Consider the following 20033-nt stretch of genomic DNA (forward strand, 5'->3'; position numbering starts at 1 on the left):
CAGAGAAACGAGATTATGAAGAAGTTTTTATCGCTTGTCAAGTCAGCGTCGCGTTTAATTTCGCTTCACCCACTTGACGGCGACCTCTTCAGGTCTCGCCGGAAAACCCTTTCGGATCTCCCTCTTAGCAGCTATCGAAACATCAGGGTATTCCCTAACTTTTCGACAACTGCCAAGCCCGAAACTATAACACAACTTTTGCAGATTATGCAACCGGCTTTTGCCTAATTTGCATTCTATCTTGCAACCCCGCTTTCCGGTCGCTTGCGCTTTCGCTCAAACTTCCTATCCGCAGCTTCGATTCAATTTGCATCGCATCGAAGGTTGGCTACACCTCGGTTGGCTTGTCATCTTGTTCAGACCACCCATCCGGGTTAACCCTGAATCAACATCACTAGCCAAGCCCAAGACTATAACACACTATTGCAGTTCATGCAACTGGCTTCTGCCTGATTTGCACCGTACCTTGCAATAACCGCCTGGCGCTCAACGTCCCGAAGGACCTCGTTTGCCGCTGCGGCAGATCGCTGGAAAAACCAACAACCCGTTGCGTCCTGCTTGGCTTCGCGGCTCAGAAAACTGCTTGAACTGCGAAGGAGCGAGACTATAGCACAGAAATTTCGCTTGTCATCAGCGCGACGCAAAAAGAGTGAAGAAATCTGCGCTTAGCTCGCCGCCATCCATGGCAAAGTGCCTGACAAGAGCAGGAGAGTCCTGGCTCGTCAGGCACGCCAGGCCATTTTTCTTCCATAGGAACCCTCTTCTAGTATGCAGATGGTTCCTATAGGGATCTCTCTATAGAGAGCGAGCTCAAGTCTGAGTAGCGACACCTGCCGGATCGCCCAGGACCGCGCAAAGCCAGCGACCTACCCCTGCTCCAGCCGCGCCAGCCCCCCTTCCTGCTTGCCATCCATGGACAATGGCGTCTCTATATATAGATAGCACCGCGTTTCGGCCGTCAGCACATTCCAGGGACTGCTAAAGGGAAGTCGACCTCACCCCCGCCTCGCCCCCATCGGGCGGCTGGCATGCACCTGGCGCCATGATGAATCGACCGGCTCGGGCCGAGCTTTGGCAGGCGTCCCTAGGGGCGGCAAGCCGAAACTACCACCGGAAATAGTCGATATTGCGCAAACGCTTGAACTCCCGGCTGACACTGGCCTCGCTGACCAGCCAATCGGGCGCCCCCATGTCCTTCAGGATATGCTCGTCCAAGCCTTCCGCCGTATTGCGCAGCCGGTTCCTGTTCCGCCATTGCAGGCAGACCTGCAGCAGACGGCCAAGCAGGCTGGAGGGAGCCCAGCGTTCCTGGGTATCCCGCGCCGGCGGCACGGCGTCGCAGGCGACAAGGCAGGAAGTAGCGGGGCTGGATTGCAGATGACTCATGATTTGCTCCGGATTTGGAATGTTTTGGTTAGCGTATCCGCCCAAATCCCCGGAGAAAATCAAATTGTTTTGCCTGATTTGGTCAGTTAATCTAACCACCAACTGACCAGCGATCCATATCCCCTTATTCCAGCCATGCGACTATCCCTGAACGCCCTGCCCGCCTTTCGCGCGGTGGCCGAACTGCAAAACCTGCGCGCCGCGGCCGAACGCCTGCACCTGACCCATAGCGCCGTCAGCCAGCAGATCCGTGGCCTGGAAGAACAGCTGGGTTTCGACCTGTTCGAGCGCAGCGGCCGGGGCATCGTGCTGAACCCCGCCGGCGCGGCACTGCTGTGCAGCGTGCAGGAAGCGCTGGCGCTGCTGGACGACGGCATGCGCACGGCCGCCGCCGCGGCTGCGGGCAGTTCCCTGCAACTGCGGGTTTCGGTGCTGCCCTCGTTCGCGCAGCGCTGGATGCTGCCGCGCATGGCGCGCTGGCGCGCCCGTCATCCGGAGCTGACGTTGGAAATGGAAACCTCGCAGCAGGTGGTGGACCTGCTGCGCGATGGATTCCATGCGGCGCTGCGCTTCGGGCGCGGCCCCTGGGCGGGGGTCGAATCCGAACCGCTATTCGATGTGCCGCTGCCGCTCATCGCGCTGGCATCCCCCGAAACGGCGCGCGCCCTGCCGGACCACACGCCCGAGACGCTCGCCGGACAGCCCCTGCTGGGCGAGCGCGATGTCTGGCAACACTGGTTCAACTCGGCCGGGCTGCGCATTCCGGTGAACCCCGTCGCGACCTTCAATGACGCGGGCATGATGCTGCAGGCGGCGGAACAAGGATTGGGCATCGCGCTCGGCCGCGAGCTGCTGGCCGCGGACGCGTTGTGCGCAGGCAGGCTGGTGCAGCTGTCGACGGTACGCGTGCAGTATGAACAGGCGCAGACCTATCATCTGGTCTACCGCCCCAGTCTGCGCGACTGGCCGCCGCTGGTCGCGCTCAAGCAATGGCTGCGCGACGAACTCGAGCTGTCGCGCAAGTCGCTGGTCACGTACCAGCCCGAAGATTGCGCCGAAGGCGAGAACCCAAAAAAATAGGCGGAGCGGCAAGCGCCGCTCCGCCCCAATCCAAGACAACGCCCTCGGCCAGGCTCAGCCTCGCGCGCGGCCTGTAAGGCGCGAGGCGCGGTCATGTGCCCGCGCCCGAGAAACCCGAAGAACGCCGCCCCGGCGACGACAAGACATGAAACCGGCCCGGCACCACGCCTCGCGGCGATAGTGGACCGGGCCGCGGCGCGCTTCAGGCGACCTTGCGCACCTCGGCCTTGGACAGGCGCATGGAATCGGTTTCGCTGAAGCGCTGGTGCCAGGAGAACGCCTCTTCCAGCAGATGCGGCGTCTGGCCGCCGCGTTCACAGGCCCGGTCGAAGTAGTCCTGCAAGGCCTCGCGGTACGACGGATGCACGCAGTGGCGGATGATGGCGCGGGCGCGCTCGCGCGGCGCCAGGCCGCGCAGGTCGGCCAGGCCGCACTCGGTGACCAGCACGTCGACGTCGTGCTCGGTATGGTCCACGTGCGACACCATGGGCACCACGCTGGAAATGTCGCCGTTCTTGGCCATGGACTTGGACACGAAGATCGCCAGATGCGCGTTGCGGGCGAAATCGCCCGACCCGCCGATGCCGTTCATCATGTGCGTGCCGCCCACATGCGTGGAGTTGGCGTTGCCGTAGATATCGAACTCCAGCGCCGTGTTGATGGCGATGATCCCCAGCCGGCGCACGATCTCGGGCGCGTTGCTGATCTCCTGCGGACGCAGCACGATGCGTTCGCGATAGTGCTCGATGTTGGCCAGGATCTTGTCGTAGACCGGCTTGGATACGGTGATGGACGAGGCCGAGGCGAATTGCAGCTTGCCCTGGTCCAGCAGCTCGATGGCGCTGTCCTGCAGCACTTCGGAATACATGGACAGCTGCTCGAACTCCGAGGATTCGAAACCGTGCAGCACCGCGTTGGCGATGGTGCCGATGCCGGCCTGCAGCGGCAACAGGCCGTTGTTCAGCCGGCCTGCGTTGACCTCGGCGCGCAGGAAATCATTGATGTGGCCGGCGATGGCGTTGGTCTCATCGTCCGGCGGCAAGGCATTGGACGGGCTGTCCGGCTTCTCGGTGACAACGATGGCCGCGATCCGGGAAGGATCCACTTCGATGTAGGGCTTGCCGATGCGCTGGTCCACCGCCATCAGGCCGATGGGTTCGCGCGCGGGACGATCCTGCGGCACATAGATGTCGTGCAGCCCTTCGATGGCGGCCGGCACGCCGACGTTCAGCTCGATGATGATGCGCTTGGCCTGCAAGGCGAAGGACGCCGAATTGCCCACGGACATGGTGGGCACGATGGCGCCGCTTTCGGTAATGGCGGCGGCCTCGATGATGGCCACGTCGACGGGCCCGATATGGCCGGCGCGCAGCTGTTCGGCGGTTTCCGAAAGATGCTGGTCGATGAAGGCGATCTCGCCCTGGTTGATCTTGCGCCGCAGCGTGGTGTCGACCTGGAACGGCATGCGACGCGCCAGCGCATTGGCCTGCGCCAGCATCTTGTCGGTGTCGTGGCCCAGCGAGGCGCCGGTGATCAGCGTGATCGACAGCGGCTCGCGCTCCGCCCGCCGGGCCAGCGCCGCAGGCACCGACTTGCAGTCGCCCGCGCGGGTGAATCCGCTCATGCCGACGGTCATGCCGTCCTCGATCAGCAGGGCCGCCTCTTCGGCGGAAGTGATCCTGGCGTGCAGGCCGGAATGGCGGATACGGTCGAGATGCATGGTGTCTCCAGATTTGAGGGCCGACGGCCGGCGACCGGACCGGGCACGGCAGCCTTCTGTCCGGACGCCGTCTGACGCGGCGTTTCCCGATGTCCGCAATCCCGGATCACGGGAAGGCGGACGATTTTCCGGCAGTATAGGAACGCGGCTTCAAATCTCGTAATGACTTAAAATCATTCATTCAAGTCGCTTTTTTCATTAATTGAAATTCCGCGCCGATGCGGACGGGATGGCTCCATGGATGTGCGCGCGCTGCGCTACTTTGTCGAGACGGTCAGGCACGCCAGCTTCACGCAGGCGGCGCGCGCCTTATTCGTCACGCAGTCCACCGTCAGCAAGATGATCCGGCAACTGGAAGAGGAAGCCGGCGCGCAGCTGCTGATCCGCGACGGACATACAGCCCGCCCCACGGACACCGGCCGCGTGATGTACCAACGCGGCTTGCAGGTGCTGGAGACCATGCGCCAGCTGTCCGAGGAAATCCGTGAAACGGCGGACCTGCGCCGCGGCGCGCTGGAAGTGGGCATTCCGCCCATGATCAATCTGCTGTTCACGCCCGTGGTCAAGCGCTTTCGCGAGCGCCATCCGGACATCCATCTGACGCTGCGCGAAGGCACGGGCCAGGCGGTGGAAAACCTGGTCGCCGACGGCGAGCTGGAAGTGGGCGCCACCGTCCTGCCCGTCGCGCCGGACCACGGCCTGGCGGCCCGGGCCTTCGGCAGCCATCCGATCTGGGTCATCGGCCCGCCGGACGCCGCCTGGGCGGGCAAGACATCCCTGCCGCTGACGGCCCTGCGCGATTCCCGCCTGCTGGTTCCCACGGATGACTTCGCCATGACACGCCGGCTGCGCCAGGCCTTTGCCGACGCCGGCATGCAGCCCGCCATCGCAGCCCAGAGCGCGCACTGGGATTTCCTGGTGGCGATGGCCTCGGTCGGCCTGGGCGTCGCGCTGCTGCCCGAACCGCTGATGGGCCGCATGAAGACGCGCGGCCTGAGCACGGCGAAACTGGCCAAGTCGGGCCTGCAATGGGAGGTCGGCCACATCTGGCAGCAGTCCGGCTACCTGTCCTACGCCGCCCGCGCCTGGCTGGAAGTGTGTGACGAAGTGCTAGGGAGGCCAAAATCGGGACGACCTCGACATGGCGAACCACCCGCGGCGAAACGAGAACCGCTCCCGGGATAGGCCCAGTCCTGTACGCCCCGCGCGAACGCGAAGGCGAAAGATGCTCACCCCGACAAAGCGGACCGGCCGATTCCACCATCCCCCCTGTCACATAAAAGAAACAGGCTCGCAATTTTGTTGCAGCCGCCGGCCCCGGCCTTGCTATGCTGGCCTCCCCTGGCGCAAGCCGCTCATCAAACCCTTTATGTTTCCGAACACCTCCCTGCCCCTGACGCGCGCCGGCCGCTCGCGCGCGTCCGCCCTGCTCGCATCACTGGCGTTGGCCATGGCGCTGCTGCTGTCGGGCGCATGGTCCGCCGCCGCCCATGCCGCGACGCCGGGCACACCGGCAGAAATCGAGGCTGACCTGGCCAGCGCCCGCAAGCAGATCGACGACATGCGCAAGCGCATCGCGAACGAAGCCGACGATGCCAATCTGCAGCAGCTCTATGGCACGGCGGTGGACATCCAGGCCAAGGCGGAGGCCGCCGCCGAAACCCTGGCGCCGCAGCTGGCCAGCGTGGCGGCCAGGCTGAACGAGCTGGGCGCGCCCCCGGAAGGCAGCAAGGAAGCGCCCGACGTCGCCGCCCAGCGCCTGAGCCTGGAAACCAGCCGGCGCGGGCTGGACGCACAGATCAAGCTCGCCAAGCTGCTGTCCGTGGACGCGGGACAGACCGCCGAGCAGGTATCGGCGCAGCTGCGCACGCAGTTCAAGGCCCGTCTGGGCGAGCGCCGCGACGCCTTCCTGTCCGGACAGTTCTGGAACGAATTCAAGGGCGAGCTTCCGCGCGACCTGGAACGCCTCAGCACGCTGCGAGACGATCTCTATGAAGCCGTGCAGCAGACACCCGCCTGGGGCTGGCTGCTGCTGGCGGGCATTGCCGCCCTGGTGATCGCGCTGCGGATGGGGATCGGCCGCGCGCTGCTCAGACTGACCGCGAACCGCGTGCCGCCAGGACGCCTGCGCCGATCGGCGCTGGCAGCAGCCCAGGTGGCGCTGTCGACCGCCACGCCCGGCCTCATCGCCGTGCTGGTCCATGTCGGCCTGGACTGGAATTCACAGCTGTCCGACAGCACCTCCAACCTGCTGGCCGCGATGGTCATCACGGTCTTTTTCGGCGGCTACACCTCGGGGCTGGGCAGCGCCCTGCTGTCGGCCCGCCATCCGTCCTGGCGCCTGCCGCCCATCAGCGATGCCGTGGCGCAGAGGCTGAGCTGGGTGCCGGCAACGATGGGCGCGCTGATCGTGCTGATCTGGCTGGCCGAACGCCTGACGGTGCTGCTGAACACCAGCCTGACCACCACCATCACGCTGACCGGGATCGTGTCCACCCTGATCATGGCCACCATGGCGACCGCGCTCGCCATCGGCCGCAAGCTGCGCCGCCAGGCCCGGAAACAGGAAGACGCCACCATTCCGGCCTGGGTGCCGGCGCTGACCGGCATCGCCTGGGCCGTGCTGATCGTGAGCCTGGGCAGCCTGCTCGCGGGCTACGTCGCAATCGCCAACTTCCTGGCCAAGCAGGTCCTGTGGGTGCTGATCGTGCTGGCCTCGGGCTATCTGGCGTCCACGCTGATCGAAGACGTCTTCAGTTCGCTGCTAAGCTCGCCCCGACCCGAGACCGGCGAAAAGGCCCGGCCCACCCTGCGCGACCAGGCGGCCGTGCTGCTGTCCGGCGTCGGCCGGGTGGCAGTGGGACTGCTGACCATCACGCTGCTGCTGGCGCCATTCGGCGAAGGCCCCACCGACCTGCTGCAGCGCTTCGACCAGCTGCGCAAGGGACTGGCCATCGGCGAGGCGCAGATTCATCCGGGCGCCGTGTTGCAGGCGCTCATCGTGCTGGCGCTGGCCCTGCTGGGCGTGAAGATGCTCAAGCGCTGGCTGTCCAACCGCTATCTGCCCACCACGGAACTGGATCCGGGCATGCAGCTGTCGGCGGTCACGCTGTTCGGGTATGCCGGCTTCGTGGTGGCGGTGGCGCTGGCTCTGTCGGCCGCCGGCATCGGACTGGAACGGGTGGCCTGGATCGCCAGCGCCTTGTCCGTGGGTATCGGTTTCGGCCTGCAGGCCATTGTGCAGAACTTCGTGTCGGGCCTGATCCTGCTGGCGGAACGTCCTGTCCAGGTCGGCGACTGGGTCTCGCTGGGCGGCGTGGAAGGCGACATCCTGCGCATCAACGTCCGCGCGACCGAAATCCAGATGAGCGACCGTTCGACCGTGATCGTGCCGAATTCGGAATTCATCACCAAGACCGTGCGCAACGTGACGCGCTCCAGCCCGTTGGGCCTGGTGCAGATCAAGCTGCCCATGCCCCTGTCGACGGACGCCGAACGCGCCCGCGACGCCATCCTGCAAGCCTTCGCCGACCACGCCGATATCCTGGCCACGCCCGCGCCGAATGTCTTCCTGGATGGCCTGGATGGCGGCAACCTGATCTTCAACGCCAAGGGCTACGTCTCATCGCCGCGCGCGGCCTATGGCGTGCGCAGCGCACTGTTGTTCACGGTGCTGAGTCGCCTGCGCGAGGCGGGACTGGAGGTGTCATCGCCGACCACCGTGCTGCTTGCCCCCACCCCGCCGGCCCGGACCGTGGACGCGCCGGGCCTGGCGGCTCCGCCCGCCACGTCCTAGCCGCCGGGTCCGCTGCCCACGCGCGTCAGCCCGGCGAGTACATATCCAGCATGCCCTGCCGATCCAGGCGCGGGTTACGCAAGGGCGGCGAATTCATGGCGCCGCTCTGCACCGATTGCACCGGGAAAGCCTGGGCGACAGGCGTCTGCGGCGTGGGCGCGAGCGCGGCCGGCGAGGCGGGCGGCGCGGAGGCCGGCGTCGAGGTCTGCGCCACGGCGGAATTGTCGAAGCGGTGATCAGCCGTGGTCAGGGCGGGATTGGTGCACAGCCCCTGCGCCACCAGCGCGGCCTTGGTCCGATCGTCCGTCTGGCACAGAATGTCGATGGCCGCGGTTTCCAGCCGGCGCGAGCGGTCGGGATCCTTGGTGGACGCCGCCGCCTGCATGGTGCGTTCGAAGTTGCGCCGCAGGCTGCACTTCTGATCCTCGATCGGGAACGCGACGTTCATGCCGAAGCCGACGACCGAGCCGCCCCCGCCCGCCGACACCATGCAGCTGTCCGAAGAGAACGAGCCGTAGAAGCTCTGCCCACCCATGGCGGGCGCCGTGCGCAAGGTGCCGGAAGCGTCGGATTTGGAATTGAACGTGATGCCTTGCGTGTTGCCGGCGTTGGTCGCGCCCGAGGTCGCGGACGTGGTGGACGACGAGGCGCTGTTGGTCTGCGCCGTGGCTGAGAACGCCGCGAGCGACAGGGATAGGGCAAGAACAATGGTCTTCATGATGTCCCCTTGCCCGGACGGCCGAAGCCGTCCGGAACGCTGGCTCAGTGGTTGAACCCTTGGAAGTGGCCAATCCCTCCGATCCCTTGGATCGACGCCGTCGCGCCGAAAGTCGCCGCATGGAACGATCCCGTGGCGGAAGCGTTCGTGTCGGTCTTCTCGAACGTGGCGCCGCCATTGGCGATGCTGTCGCCCACCATGATCGGCGCATTGCCGCTCACGTGGCCGTAGGTATCGCTGGTGGCGTATTGCCGCGTGCTGGTGACGGTTTCGATGCCGTTGTGGCTGAACGACCCGCTGGCTTGCGCCACGCCGCCCGTTTCGCCGAACGAGGTCTGGCTGGACGAACCGTAGCCGTTGACCTGGGTGGAAACCACCGAACTGCCAGTCGACACGGACGACACGGTGCCATGGATGTTCCCGCTATAACCCGAGATGGATACGCTGGGTCCGGGACCCGCCGCGTACGCGGAAGCGGCGCACATCGACAGGACTGCGACTGCTGCGAGCTGTTTCATTTGAGCTCCTCCTGATCCGTGGATACGGATGTACAGGCTGCCGGTGGCCGACCGGCGCGGACCTCTACTTCTCCAGCAGTCCCGTCATGCCGCGGCAGGACGCGTGGAACTTTCGTATTGGTACGGAATGATTGCGCCGTCCAAAGTGTGTCGATATCGGTTAAACGGCGGACCGTCCGGCTGGCGCCATGCGCAAGCACGCCACAATCTCGCCAAAGTTGCGGGCATCTTGCGTGCGCGGATGCGCGGGCCATGCATATGGAGGATGAATGGAGGGCGGCTTGGCCTGATCCGCCGGAGCGGCTCAGCACTATGGAGGGCAAAGCAGCCGCGCGACTCGCCCGCCTTGCCTAGCGCGCATGCGGGTCCGTGGATGGCAGATGCGCGTTAGGCTGTTTGTCAGCCGGCGCCGACGAAAGCAGCAGGTGCTGCACCGCGCAAACCAGCGGACTACGCCATCCCGGGTCGGGCCCGCGCGGGCATAGGCCAGGATGATGCAAGTGACGGTCCAGGCATAGGTTTCACGGGCGAACGTCTCGCCCCGGACGGACGCGTACATGGCGTCGCGGAGCAAAGGCGGCGGGCACGGCGTCGGAAGCGTCGGGAGAGAATCTGGCCGGGAAAGGGAATGTCAGCCGGCGAGGGCCAGGAAGTACGCCGACTCCTTGCGAACCAGCCACAGATCGGCTGCCACCAGCAACAGCAGGATGCCGCATTCGGCCAGGTACGGCGCGGCCGCCACATGATAGCCGGCCAGCATGACAATGCCGGTCGCGGCGGCCAGGTATCCCGGCCAACCCGGCGCGGCTTGCGCGTCCGCTCGTCCGGATTCGCGGCGGCGACCGCACAGCCAGGCCAGGACGGGCAGGAACGACAGGGACAAGGGCACGTAGGCGGCGATCGCCGTCAGCAGCACATCTGCCCCGAACTGCGTGTGCAACTTGAAGGCAAGCAGCGCAACCGCACCGACAGCCGCATACCACAGCAGTCGGACAGCGATGAGGCGCGGCAAGGTGGCGACTCGGGTCATCGGTGGGGCCGGAACGGGGTTGGCGCGCCTGCCATCGGGCGACGCGTGCGGAGTTTTTCAGCCATACTACTCCGGCCGGCGGGATTGCGCCCGGCACCATTCCTACGGAGACCCAGAATGATCCAGGAGATCGCCAGCATTCACGTCCGTGAAGGCCAGGAGGCGCTGTTCGAGGCCGGCGTGGCCCAAGCCAGGCCCTTGTTCCTGCGCGCCCGCGGCTGCCACGACATGCAGCTCTATCGCAGCATCGAACAACCGCAGCGCTACACGCTCGTGGTCGACTGGGAAACCGTGGAAAACCACATGGTGGACTTCCGCGAATCCACCGATTTCCAGGAATGGCGCAAGCTCGTGGCAGGCTTCTTCGTCGAGCCGCCACAGGTGCATCACGAGCAGAAAGTCCTGTAGCGTTCAGTCCGCTTCGGGCGGATCGTCATACTTGCGCGCGCTGCCGCGAAAGCGATCCGCCGGATACTTCAGCGCGTTCTTGGCCATCTTCGCCGAGACCGCGCCGGCGATGTCGATGTCCAGCTGATCGGCCAGCGCCGCCAGATACATCTGCACGTCGGCGATCTCGTCGGCGACCTCGGCCAGGCGCGCCGGCGACAGGCCGCGAGACTCTTCGGCGGTCAGCCACTGGAACAGGGCCAGCAGCTCGCCCGCCTCGCCGGCCAGGGCCATCGCCAGATTCTTGGGCGTATGAAAGGGCTGCCATTCCCGTTCCTCGGCGAATCGGCGCACCGCCGCCGTGATCTCCCGCAAATCGCTCATGTCGCGCTCCCGCAGTCATCGGGCGGGCATCAAGCCCGCGCCAGCCTGGCCCCGGCGGCCAGCGCCACCGCCACGGTCGTACGCACATCGGCCAGGGCGCGGTGCGTCGGATCCGACGCGCCCACGTGACGGGCCAGGATATCCAGTTTATGGGACGGCAGTTCCGGCCAGGCGCGTCGCGCCAGCGCCAGCGTGCAGTGCACCGGGTTGGCGAAGGCCAGCCCGGTCTGGTCCGAGGCGGCCGCCAGGAAGCGTCGGTCGAACGAGGCGTTGTGAAAGAACACCGGCAGGTCCTCGACGAAATCCAGGAAGGACGAGAACGCCTGCCTCACGGGGATGCCAAACCGGTCCACTTCAGCCTGCGTGATGCCGGTCAGTTGGCTGATGAACGGCGGCACCCGGCCCCTTGTGCGTACCACCTGCGCATATTCCCGCTCGCAAACGCCATCGGCCTGCACGCGCACCGCGGCGATTTCAAGAATCTCGCAACTGGCGGTGGACAGGCCGGTGGTTTCCAGGTCGGCCACGACGAAAGGGCCGCGCAGCGCATGCAGCGCGGCGGCCAGGGGCGCCGGCAAGGCCCGCGCGCCGCTCACTTGGCGTCCAGCGGCGCGAAGCGCGGCGAACCGTCGGCCAGCTGGCCGAAGAACATGTCCGCCGGCCGCACCCACAGGCCGCGCGCATGCGGCCACAGGTGTTCGTACACCACCATGGTTTCCAGCGTTTCGGAATGGCGGGCTTCGCCCACATAGCGGTACAGACCGCCCTTGTAATGGCGGTGCGAGGCAAGGGCCAGGGCTTCGGATTCGGTCATGGGCGTGGCAATGGCGGCAGGCCCGGTGGGCGATCTTGCCGCCCGGGCCCGCGAAGTTCAGGCAAGACGCACTTTATAGCGCATCCCGCCGTCCACCTGCCGCGCCCTTCAGTAGCGGACGTACTCCAACACCGGCTTGGACGGCATGGGCGTATTGGCCGCGGGGCGCGCCCGCACGCCCTGCGCCACCGGCTTGACCACGGAGACCGGCCGCACCTCGCGCTCGGCCGTCGATTGCCTGAGCACCTGGGCGGCGTCGGCGGTCATCGCAGTGATGTCTTCGGTCACGTCGCCAAGCTTGGACGACTGCGCCAGCGATGCCTGGACCACCTCGCCCATGATCTCGGTGACCCGGTGCGACGACGTGACGATGTCATCCATGGTGCTGCCGGCCGACTGGACCTGGACCGCTCCCGCCTGGATCTGCTCCACCGACGTGGTGATCAGCCCCTTGATCTCCTTGGCCGCCGCGGCGCTGTTCTGCGCCAGGCTGCGCACCTCGGCCGCGACCACGGCGAAACCCTTGCCGTGCGGGCCGGCCCGGGCCGCCTCGACCGCGGCGTTGAGCGCCAGGATGTTGGTCTGGAAGGCGATGCCGTCCATCACGCCGATGATTTCGGAAATGCGGCGCGAGCTGTCGGTGATGGCGGACATCGTGCGCACCACGTCCTGCACCGTGCGGCCGCCCTCTTCGGCCACCTTGCAGGCATCCTGCGCCAGCGTGTTGGCCTGGGACGCGCGTTCGGCATTCTCGGTCAAGCCCTGCACCGTGACCCGCAGCGTCTGCGCGGCGGTGAAGCGCTTGGTGATGTCCGTGGCGTACTTGACCACCTTGAAGGGCCGACCCTCGGCATCGAGGATGGGGTTGTAGCTGGCCTCGATCCAGACCTGCCGGCCGCCCTTGCCGATGCGCAGATACTGTCCGGCGTCATGGCGGCCTTCGCGCAGCTTGCGCCAGAATTCCTGGTAGGCGGCGCCGCGCGCCTCCTCCGGCGTGACGAACATGCTGTGATGACGGCCGACGACTTCGTCGGCGCGGTAGCCCATGGCATCCAGGAACAGCTCATTGGCGCGTAGTATCGTGCCGTCCAGCTCGAATTCGATGATCGCCTGGACTTTCGAAATCGCCGCCAGCTGGCCTTCGAAATCGGCCTGCCGCTGCTGCTGTTCGCTGATATCGGTCGCGTACTTGATCACTTTCAACGGGCGACCGCGCTTGTCACAGATCGGACTGTAGGTGGCTTGCAGCCAGACATCGCTGCCGTCCTTGCGCACGCGCCGATAACGGCCGGCATCGTAGGCGCCCTGCCCCAGTTTTTCCCAGAACTCGGCATAGGCGGCGGAATCACGTTCTTCCGGGCGTATGAACATGCGGTGATGCTGTCCCAGAACCTCGTCCAGGGAATAACCCATGGTGTCCAGGAAATTCTGATTGGCCATCAGGACATGACCCTGAAGATCGAACTCGATGACTGCCTGGGCTTTGTGAATTGCCGCGATCTGACCGTATAGATCCGCTTTCTGCATGCCGCGTTCGACGCGGAGCAGGCGGTTGAGGGTAAGCCAATGCATTATGACGCCTCCTGCGAGGGATGGACGAAACTGCTGACACCGACAAACAACCGCAAAACAATCAGGAAAACCGTCTGCGCGCCCGCGATCCGGCTGTGCGCGCCGCGCCGCGCCACAGGCCGCCTACGTTTTCCGCCATCCCCGCGATGACGGTAGGTCTACTGAAAACAAAAAACAGCAGAATGTATCCAGTCGAAAATATTTAATCTCAAAAAGGCGCCATTCTCAATATTTTCCAGGGCGCGGTTTCCAAAAAAATATCAACGGGTTACAAAAATAGGGAAACCCGCCGCGCGAGTCTTGCGGAAAGCTGAAAGCGCATTAATTTCCCTGGGTTATCACGGGTGCGCCCCGTATATGCCGGCGAGCAACCGGCATGCGCCCCGTAAAACCCGATTGATTCAGACTGTCGCCAGACCGCCCACGGAATCGGGTTCGCGCGCGACGGCCGCCCCGGATTGCAGATATTGACGCGGGGATACGCCAAAATGCGCGCGGAAGTCGCGCGAGAAATGCGCGCCGTCGGCGAAACCGCAATCCAGCGCAACCTGGGTAATGCTGCTGGGCTTGTTCAGCAGCAGCCAGCAGCCATATTCCAGGCGTAACTGGCGCTGGAAAGCCATCGGCGATAAACCCGTGGCCAGGCGGAACGCCCGTTCCAGCTGCCTGCGCCCGACGCCGACATAACGGGCGATGGCGTCCAGCGGCGGCGGATTGTCGATGCGCTGCTCGATGAAATGCGCGGCCTGCCTGACGCGCAGATCCTGGATGCCGGAGAGATCGCTGCGGAAATGCGCCTGCGGCACGCGCGCCGGCCGCACGCCCTGCAGCATCATGTGGCGCATGGCCTGTTGCGCCTTGTCGCGGCCGCAATGGCGCGCCACCAGGTACAGGCCCAGGTCGATCGCGGCGGTCGACCCCGCGCAGGAAATCAAGTCGCCCTCGTCGATGAACAGCCGGTCCACCACGGCGCGGGTCTGCGGAAAGCGCTCGCGAAAAGCTTCCAGCACGTTCCAGTGCACGCAGACCGTGCGCGGCCCGACCACGCCGGCCTGCGCCAACGCGAAAGTGCCGGTGCAGATGCCCAGCAGCCGCACGCGCCGCTCGGCGGCCAGCCGGAGCCAGTCCCGCAAGGGCTCGGGCATGCGCCCGTTGATGTAGTCATTGCCGCCGCAGACTGCCACGTAGTCGAACTGCTCGGGATCGTCCGGCAGGCCCGCCGCCACGTCGATGGTCAGGCCCGCGCTGGAGCAGCGCGGCTTGCCGTCCCAGCTCATCACCCGCCAGGACGTGTGGATCTGCCGGCTGCGTCCGCCGTGATCGCCGGCCAGGCGCAAGGCGTCGACAAAACCCGCGAAGGCGGCCAGCGTGAACTGGTCCAGCAACACGATGCCAACCGCGAGCGCGGGTTTTCCCCGAGCCGGGGCATCGGCATCGTCTTCATAGGGAACGGGCTCGGTTGGGGCGGAAAGCGGCGGCTGCATGACGCAATTATTCAAATTTATGTCCCGCGCCTTCAAGCTGGTTTTCCCGGGCATCCACCAAGATGCGGATGTGGCTAGACAGTGTCCAGATCACGGATCGACAAACGACAAGGGGAATCCGACATGGCAACATTCGTCCGCGGCGCCGTTGGCGCCGCCTTGCTCGCTGCGGGGCTAATCACGGCCCCACTGGCGGGCGCGCAGCAGCAGAAGATCACCGTCGCCTGGTACGGCGGCAACTGGGGCGACGCGTTCCACGCCTGCGTCGCCGAGCCCTACACCCAGGCGACCGGCGTGCAGGTATCTCCCGAGGTCGGCACCTCGACCACGACGCTGGCCAAGCTCCAGCAGCAGAAGGCCGCGCCCACCATCGACGTGGCCTGGCTGGACGGCGGCATCAGCGAGCTGGCCGAGCAGGCGGGCGTGCTGGACACGCTGGACCCGGCGGCCATCCCGAACCTGAAAAACGTGATCGACCAGGGCGTGTATCGCAAGGACGGGGCCGCCTATGCGGTCAGCTCCGGCTATTACTCGCTGGGCATCGTCTACAACACGCGCGAGGTCAAGCAGCCGCCGGCCAGCTGGAAGGACCTGTGGCGGCCCGAATACGCCGGCGCGGTGGCCCTGCCCTCGCCCGCCAATTCCTCCGGCGTGCCTTTCGTGTTCTTCCTGGCGCGCGTCTGGTCGGTGGATCCGTCCAACCTGGCCCCGCTCTACGCCAAGCTCGCCACGCTGGACACGGCGCTGTACTTCGACAGTTCGGGTGCGGCCACCAATGCCTACCAGAGCGGCGAAGCGGTGATCGGCGCGCATTTCAACGTGGGCGCCTGGGACCTGATCGACAAGGGCCTGCCGATCGGCTTCGCCGTGCCCAAGGAAGGCGCCTGGGCCACCGACGCCCGGCTGCACCTGGTCAAGGGCGCGCCGAACAAGGCCGCCGCGCAGCGCTTCATCGATACCGCGCTCACGCCGCAGGCCGCGGCCTGCCTGGCGCAGCGGCTCTACCTGGGGCCGGCCGTCAGGAACACCCAGGTGCCGCCCGACGTGGCGCGCAAGCTGCCCTGGGGCGCCGAAGGCTCGGTGCAGAACCTGAGCCTGTTCGACTGGAACCTGATCAACAGCCGCCGCGCCGAAGTCACCGAGGCCTGGAACCGCCAGGTCGCCCGCAAGCGCTGAATGCAGGAACCGCCATGTCCGCTTTGCTATCCATAGAAGGCGTGTCGACGCGCTTCGGCGCCTACCAGGCGCTGGACCGCATCGATCTGGCCATCAACCAGGGCGAGTTCGTCGCGCTGCTGGGCCCCAGCGGCTGCGGCAAGACCACGCTGCTGCGCTCGATCGCCGGTTTCCTCACGCCGGATGCCGGCCGCATCCTGATCGAAGGCCGCGACGTCAGCCGCCTGCCGCCCCATCATCGCCCGCTGAACACGGTGTTCCAGAACTATGCTCTGTTCCCGCACATGAGCGTGCTGGACAACGTGGCCTACGGCCCGCGCCGCCAGGGCGCGTCGCGGGCCGAAGCCGCAGAGCGCGCGCGGGCTGCGCTGGACATGGTGGGCCTGGCCGAGTTCGGCCCGCGCTACCCGCGCGAGATGTCCGGAGGACAGCAGCAGCGCGTGGCGCTGGCGCGCGCCATCGTCAACCGGCCCAAGCTGCTGCTGCTGGACGAGCCGCTGTCGGCGCTGGACCTGAAGCTGCGCAAGCGCATGCAGCTTGAGCTCAAGCACCTGCAAGCCAGGCTGGGCATCGCCTTCGTCTTTGTCACGCACGACCAGGAAGAGGCCATGACCATGGCCGACCGCATTGTCGTGATGCGCGCCGGCGCCATCGAACAGGCCGGCGCGGGCGCCGACATCTACCGGCGTCCGGCCTCGCGCTTCGTGGCCGAGTTCATCGGCGACGCCAACCTGATCCCCTACGCCGTCGAGGCGGGCGGCGCGTTGCGGCTGCAGGCGCAGGGCCTGCGCGTGACGCGCTCGGCCGGCGACGCGCCGGCCAGCGGCCTGGCGCTGCTGCGTCCGGAAGACCTGCGCCTCGCGCAGGACGGACCCGGCGCGGACTGCGCGCTGAGCGGCACGGTGCGCGACGTGATCAACGTGGGCAGCCACTGCATGATCCACGTGGACGTGGACGGACAGACGCTGGTGGCGCGGCACGGCGGCGCCGCGCCGGCGGGGCTGCGCGCGGGCGACGCCGCCACGCTGGCCTTCGCGGCCACGGACCTGCACCTGATCGGCGGACAATCATGACGCGCCGCTCCCTGCGCGCGCCCGCCCTGCTGCTGGCCGCGCCCGCGCTGTTCTTCGCGGCCTTCTTCCTGGCCCCGCTGGCCGTGGTGGCGCTGGCCAGCATCACCGGCGGCCCGTCGGGCACCGCCCTGACACCGGCCAACTACCTGCGCGTGCTGGCGGATCAGTACCACTGGGACGTGATCCTGGTGACGTTCCGGCTGGCCTTCTACACCACCCTGATCTGCGTGGCACTGGGCTATCCGCTGGCCTGGTATCTGGTGCGGGTGGTGCGCTGGCGGGCATGGCGCCGGGCCTGCGTGATCCTGCTGGTGGTGCCGCTGTTCACCAGCAACATCGTGCGCGCCTTCGGCTGGATGGTGCTACTGGGCCGCAACGGGCTGATCAACCAGGCGCTGATGGCGACCGGCGCTGCCGACCGTCCGGTGCGCTTCATCGGCGCGGAGCTGGGCATCCTGATCGGCATGGTCTACGTGCTGCTGCCCTTCGTGGTGCTGGCCGTGGGCAATGCGCTGGCGCGCGTCGACCCGGCCTGCGAGCAGGCCTCGGCGGACCTGGGCGCCAGCCCCGCGGCCACCTTCGTGCACGTCACCTGGCCGCTGACGCTGCCGGGCGTGATATCCGGCGCCATCATCGTCTTCACGCTGGCGGTCAGCGCCTACGTGACGCCGGCGCTGCTGTCCGGCGGGCGCGTCACGGTGCTGTCCATGCTGATCTTCCAGCAGTACAGCACGGTGTTCGACTTCCACTACGGCGGCGCGCTGAGCATGGTGCTGCTGGTCCTGACCCTGATCCTGGTGGCGCTGGCAAACCGCGCCGCCGTTCCGCCCGGAGGCGCACGATGATCGCCCGCTGCCTGATCCGCCTGTCCGCCCTGGGCGTGCTCGCCTACCTGGCCCTGCCGCTGCTGGTGATCCTGGGCGCGTCCTTCACGGCCACGCCCTACCTGGCCTTCCCGCCGCAGGGATGGACGCTGGACTGGTATCGCGCCATGCTGGCCGAGCCCGGCTACGCGGCGGCTTTCGCCACCAGCACCGTGCTGGCGCTGGCCGCCACCGCGGCGGCGGTGCTGCTTACGGTGCCCGCCGCCCTGGCGCTGGCGCGCCACGAATTCCCGGGCAAGGCGGCGCTGTCGTCGGTGCTGATGTCACCGCTGGTCCTGCCGCACATCGTGCTGGGCGCGGCGCTGCTGCAGTACGGCGCGTATTTCGGCCTGACACGCAGCTTCCTGTCCCTGCTGATCGGCCACGTCGTCATCATCGCCCCTTTCGTGCTGCGCGCCACGCTGGGCCTGCTGACGCCGGAGCAGCGCGCGCTGGAGGAAGCCTCGGCGGACCTGGGCGCCAGTCCCTGGACCACCTTCTTCCTGGTGACGCTGCCGCAGATCCGGCCCGGCATCGTGACCGGATCGATCTTCGCCTTCATCTCGTCGTGGATCAACGTGGAGCTGTCGATCTTCAACACCACGGCGGACCTGAACACCATCCCCGTCAAGCTTTTCAACTACGTGCAGTACACGATCGATCCGACCATCGCCGCCGTCTCGGGCGCCACGATCGCGGCAGCGGTGATCGCCATCGTCATCCTCGATTTGACCGTCGGGCTGGACATGCTGTCCGAACGCGGCCAATGAACCCTTACCCTACCCCCAAGCCTGGAGCACACGCCATGCGCAAGCAAGACGCGTTCGACGTCATCTATACCCATACCGAGGGCGAGCCCCTGTGCATCGTCCACAGCGGCATCCCCTATCCCGCCGGCTCGACCATCCTGGAAAAGCGCGCCTTCCTGGAACAGCGCTATGACTGGCTGCGCAAGGCGCTGATGCGCGAGCCGCGCGGCCACAAGGACATGTTCGGCGTGTTCCTGACGCCGCCGTCCAGCCCCGAGTTCGACGCCGGCCTGATCTACATCGACGGCACCGAGTACTCGCACATGTGCGGCCACGGCACCATCGCGGTCAGCATGGCGATGGTGGCCAACGGCCTGGTGCCGCGCGGTCCGGACGGCATCACCCGCATCCGCTTCGAGACCACCGCCGGCCTGGTCGTGTCGGAAGTCGCCTCGGAAGGCGAGCAGGTGCTGTGGACGCGCTTCGAGAACGTGCCGGCCTATGTGGCCGCGCAGGATATCCCGGTGGAACTGCCCGGCTACGGCGCGCTGTCGGCCGACATCGTGTGGGGCGGCAACTACTTCGGCATCGTCGACCTGTCGCGCTGCGGCCTGCGCATCTCGCCGGACAATGGCACCGAGCTGTCGCGCATGGGCCTGATCGTGCGCGACCAGCTCAACGCCCGCCAGCGCATCCAGCACCCGACCGAGGCCCATATCAACAATCTGAACTTCATCACGTTCTGGCACGAGCCCACCATCGAGGGCGCCTTCTACAAGAACGTGCACGTGTTCAGCGCCGGCCAGCTCGACCGCTCGCCCGGCGGCACCGGCACCAGCGCGATGATGGCCATGTTCGAGGCCCGCGGCAAACTTGGCCTGAACCAGCCGATCCGCTCCGAGGGCCTGCTGGGCAGCGGCACCTTCGAAGGCTGCCTGCTGGGCGAGGTCGACCTGAACGGCACCCGCGCGGTCCGTCCCACGGTCAAGGGCACCGCCAGCATCCTGGGCACGGCGCGTTGGGTGATCGACCAGAACGATCCGGTCGGCGCCGGCTTCCTGATCCGTTGATTCGGAACAGGCGGCGGCGGGCGGCTACCCGAGCCGCCCGCCGCCGCCCGGACGCACGATGTTGCCGCCGGATGACAGGTCCGAGTCGCCCGGACGCCCGGCTCCGCCGGCGCGCTTGCGGCAAGTCGGGGCTCGGGCTTAGGATGGAGCCAGGACCGCGCCTCGCGGCGATGAAGGCATCAGCCGCGCGGGGCGGCCAGGGTTTGAACCCAG

19 protein-coding genes are annotated in these 20033 nt (G+C 66.6%); 9 read left to right on the forward strand and 10 right to left on the reverse strand.

The annotated features are described in order from the left end of the window. Window positions 1-1104: 1104 nt before the first annotated feature. Window positions 1105-1386, reverse strand: coding sequence for a hypothetical protein (locus AC6LJ5_RS15490; RefSeq protein WP_392413294.1), 282 nt, complete (start codon window positions 1384-1386; stop codon window positions 1105-1107). 135 nt (window positions 1387-1521) lie between these two features. Between AC6LJ5_RS15490 and AC6LJ5_RS15495 the strand changes: the two genes are divergently transcribed. Continuing rightward, window positions 1522-2466 (forward strand): LysR substrate-binding domain-containing protein, encoded by a 945-nt coding sequence (locus AC6LJ5_RS15495; RefSeq protein WP_103275776.1) that lies wholly within the window; start codon window positions 1522-1524, stop codon window positions 2464-2466. Window positions 2467-2668: 202 nt separating this feature from the next. On the opposite strand, the gene scpC is transcribed toward AC6LJ5_RS15495, so the two are convergent. Next, window positions 2669-4186: a succinyl-CoA:acetate CoA-transferase ScpC gene (scpC, locus tag AC6LJ5_RS15500; RefSeq protein ID WP_498140934.1), complete on the reverse strand. Its 1518-nt coding sequence runs from the start codon at window positions 4184-4186 to the stop codon at window positions 2669-2671. A 237-nt stretch (window positions 4187-4423) separates the two neighbouring features. On the opposite strand from scpC, the gene AC6LJ5_RS15505 reads away from it, so the two are divergent. Together AC6LJ5_RS15505 and AC6LJ5_RS15510 are read left to right on the forward strand one after the other, a co-directional pair. Then, the gene (locus tag AC6LJ5_RS15505; protein ID WP_103275778.1) at window positions 4424-5371 is read left to right on the forward strand and encodes a LysR family transcriptional regulator; all 948 of its coding nucleotides are present in this window, start codon (window positions 4424-4426) and stop codon (window positions 5369-5371) included. Window positions 5372-5555: 184 nt separating this feature from the next. Beyond that, entirely contained in the window at window positions 5556-7982 is a 2427-nt protein-coding gene (locus AC6LJ5_RS15510) for a DUF3772 domain-containing protein (RefSeq protein WP_392413298.1), read from the forward strand. A 25-nt stretch (window positions 7983-8007) separates the two neighbouring features. On the opposite strand, the gene AC6LJ5_RS15515 is transcribed toward AC6LJ5_RS15510, so the two are convergent. The 3 genes from AC6LJ5_RS15515 to AC6LJ5_RS15525 form a co-directional block, all read right to left on the reverse strand. Next, window positions 8008-8700: a hypothetical protein gene (locus AC6LJ5_RS15515; RefSeq protein WP_498140935.1), complete on the reverse strand. Its 693-nt coding sequence runs from the start codon at window positions 8698-8700 to the stop codon at window positions 8008-8010. A gap of 44 nt (window positions 8701-8744) precedes the next feature. After that, window positions 8745-9218, reverse strand: a complete 474-nt coding sequence (locus AC6LJ5_RS15520; RefSeq protein WP_498140936.1) for a hypothetical protein — start codon at window positions 9216-9218, stop codon at window positions 8745-8747. 631 nt (window positions 9219-9849) lie between these two features. Beyond that, the gene (locus AC6LJ5_RS15525) at window positions 9850-10248 is read right to left on the reverse strand and encodes a hypothetical protein (RefSeq protein ID WP_103275782.1); all 399 of its coding nucleotides are present in this window, start codon (window positions 10246-10248) and stop codon (window positions 9850-9852) included. Window positions 10249-10365: 117 nt separating this feature from the next. On the opposite strand from AC6LJ5_RS15525, the gene AC6LJ5_RS15530 reads away from it, so the two are divergent. Further along, window positions 10366-10656 (forward strand): antibiotic biosynthesis monooxygenase family protein, encoded by a 291-nt coding sequence (locus tag AC6LJ5_RS15530; RefSeq protein ID WP_103275783.1) that lies wholly within the window; start codon window positions 10366-10368, stop codon window positions 10654-10656. A 3-nt stretch (window positions 10657-10659) separates the two neighbouring features. Here the strand turns inward: AC6LJ5_RS15530 and AC6LJ5_RS15535 are convergent, their stop codons facing one another. The 5 genes from AC6LJ5_RS15535 to AC6LJ5_RS15555 all read right to left on the reverse strand — a co-directional run bounded on the left by AC6LJ5_RS15535 (window position 10660) and on the right by AC6LJ5_RS15555 (window position 14889). Further along, window positions 10660-11019 carry a nucleotide pyrophosphohydrolase gene (locus AC6LJ5_RS15535; RefSeq protein ID WP_392413305.1) on the reverse strand — a complete coding sequence of 120 codons (360 nt, stop codon included), beginning with the start codon at window positions 11017-11019 and terminating at the stop codon, window positions 10660-10662. Window positions 11020-11048: 29 nt separating this feature from the next. Next, window positions 11049-11690: a 3'-5' exonuclease gene (locus tag AC6LJ5_RS15540; RefSeq protein WP_498140937.1), complete on the reverse strand. Its 642-nt coding sequence runs from the start codon at window positions 11688-11690 to the stop codon at window positions 11049-11051. Further along, window positions 11612-11833 (reverse strand): DUF1653 domain-containing protein, encoded by a 222-nt coding sequence (locus AC6LJ5_RS15545; RefSeq protein WP_103275786.1) that lies wholly within the window; start codon window positions 11831-11833, stop codon window positions 11612-11614. Before AC6LJ5_RS15545 ends, AC6LJ5_RS15540 begins: the two co-directional genes overlap by 79 nt. 108 nt (window positions 11834-11941) lie before the next feature. Then, window positions 11942-13405: a methyl-accepting chemotaxis protein gene (locus AC6LJ5_RS15550; protein ID WP_498140938.1), complete on the reverse strand. Its 1464-nt coding sequence runs from the start codon at window positions 13403-13405 to the stop codon at window positions 11942-11944. 401 nt (window positions 13406-13806) lie between these two features. Next, window positions 13807-14889 carry a GlxA family transcriptional regulator gene (locus tag AC6LJ5_RS15555; protein ID WP_233772530.1) on the reverse strand — a complete coding sequence of 361 codons (1083 nt, stop codon included), beginning with the start codon at window positions 14887-14889 and terminating at the stop codon, window positions 13807-13809. Window positions 14890-15012: 123 nt separating this feature from the next. Between AC6LJ5_RS15555 and AC6LJ5_RS15560 the strand changes: the two genes are divergently transcribed. From AC6LJ5_RS15560 to AC6LJ5_RS15580, 5 genes are read left to right on the forward strand one after another with little or no spacing between them, the layout of a single operon-like run. Then, window positions 15013-16065, forward strand: coding sequence for an ABC transporter substrate-binding protein (locus AC6LJ5_RS15560; protein ID WP_498140939.1), 1053 nt, complete (start codon window positions 15013-15015; stop codon window positions 16063-16065). A 14-nt stretch (window positions 16066-16079) separates the two neighbouring features. Then, the gene (locus tag AC6LJ5_RS15565) at window positions 16080-17138 is read left to right on the forward strand and encodes an ABC transporter ATP-binding protein (RefSeq protein WP_498140940.1); all 1059 of its coding nucleotides are present in this window, start codon (window positions 16080-16082) and stop codon (window positions 17136-17138) included. Further along, on the forward strand, window positions 17135-17983 hold the full coding sequence (locus tag AC6LJ5_RS15570) for an ABC transporter permease (RefSeq protein ID WP_392413317.1): 849 nt from the start codon (window positions 17135-17137) through the stop codon (window positions 17981-17983). Before AC6LJ5_RS15565 ends, AC6LJ5_RS15570 begins: the two co-directional genes overlap by 4 nt. After that, entirely contained in the window at window positions 17980-18771 is a 792-nt protein-coding gene (locus tag AC6LJ5_RS15575) for an ABC transporter permease (RefSeq protein WP_103275792.1), read from the forward strand. Before AC6LJ5_RS15570 ends, AC6LJ5_RS15575 begins: the two co-directional genes overlap by 4 nt. 35 nt (window positions 18772-18806) lie before the next feature. Beyond that, window positions 18807-19820: a proline racemase family protein gene (locus tag AC6LJ5_RS15580; RefSeq protein ID WP_103275793.1), complete on the forward strand. Its 1014-nt coding sequence runs from the start codon at window positions 18807-18809 to the stop codon at window positions 19818-19820. The last annotated feature ends 213 nt before the right edge of the window (window positions 19821-20033 follow it).

The organism is Achromobacter sp. 1011791174, from assembly GCF_059760925.1.

Bases quoted from the DNA above. Each gene is read 5' to 3' on its own strand.
- AC6LJ5_RS15490 (WP_392413294.1), bottom strand. From the start codon at position 1,386: ATGAGTCATCTGCAATCCAGCCCCGCTACTTCCTGCCTTGTCGCCTGC.
- AC6LJ5_RS15495 (WP_103275776.1), top strand. From the start codon at position 1,522: ATGCGACTATCCCTGAACGCCCTGCCCGCCTTTCGCGCGGTGGCCGAA.
- scpC (WP_498140934.1), bottom strand. From the start codon at position 4,186: ATGCATCTCGACCGTATCCGCCATTCCGGCCTGCACGCCAGGATCACT.
- AC6LJ5_RS15505 (WP_103275778.1), top strand. From the start codon at position 4,424: ATGGATGTGCGCGCGCTGCGCTACTTTGTCGAGACGGTCAGGCACGCC.
- AC6LJ5_RS15510 (WP_392413298.1), top strand. From the start codon at position 5,556: ATGTTTCCGAACACCTCCCTGCCCCTGACGCGCGCCGGCCGCTCGCGC.
- AC6LJ5_RS15515 (WP_498140935.1), bottom strand. From the start codon at position 8,700: ATGAAGACCATTGTTCTTGCCCTATCCCTGTCGCTCGCGGCGTTCTCA.
- AC6LJ5_RS15520 (WP_498140936.1), bottom strand. From the start codon at position 9,218: ATGAAACAGCTCGCAGCAGTCGCAGTCCTGTCGATGTGCGCCGCTTCC.
- AC6LJ5_RS15525 (WP_103275782.1), bottom strand. From the start codon at position 10,248: ATGACCCGAGTCGCCACCTTGCCGCGCCTCATCGCTGTCCGACTGCTG.
- AC6LJ5_RS15530 (WP_103275783.1), top strand. From the start codon at position 10,366: ATGATCCAGGAGATCGCCAGCATTCACGTCCGTGAAGGCCAGGAGGCG.
- AC6LJ5_RS15535 (WP_392413305.1), bottom strand. From the start codon at position 11,019: ATGAGCGATTTGCGGGAGATCACGGCGGCGGTGCGCCGATTCGCCGAG.
- AC6LJ5_RS15545 (WP_103275786.1), bottom strand. From the start codon at position 11,833: ATGACCGAATCCGAAGCCCTGGCCCTTGCCTCGCACCGCCATTACAAG.
- AC6LJ5_RS15550 (WP_498140938.1), bottom strand. From the start codon at position 13,405: ATGCATTGGCTTACCCTCAACCGCCTGCTCCGCGTCGAACGCGGCATG.
- AC6LJ5_RS15555 (WP_233772530.1), bottom strand. From the start codon at position 14,889: ATGCAGCCGCCGCTTTCCGCCCCAACCGAGCCCGTTCCCTATGAAGAC.
- AC6LJ5_RS15560 (WP_498140939.1), top strand. From the start codon at position 15,013: ATGGCAACATTCGTCCGCGGCGCCGTTGGCGCCGCCTTGCTCGCTGCG.
- AC6LJ5_RS15565 (WP_498140940.1), top strand. From the start codon at position 16,080: ATGTCCGCTTTGCTATCCATAGAAGGCGTGTCGACGCGCTTCGGCGCC.
- AC6LJ5_RS15570 (WP_392413317.1), top strand. From the start codon at position 17,135: ATGACGCGCCGCTCCCTGCGCGCGCCCGCCCTGCTGCTGGCCGCGCCC.
- AC6LJ5_RS15575 (WP_103275792.1), top strand. From the start codon at position 17,980: ATGATCGCCCGCTGCCTGATCCGCCTGTCCGCCCTGGGCGTGCTCGCC.
- AC6LJ5_RS15580 (WP_103275793.1), top strand. From the start codon at position 18,807: ATGCGCAAGCAAGACGCGTTCGACGTCATCTATACCCATACCGAGGGC.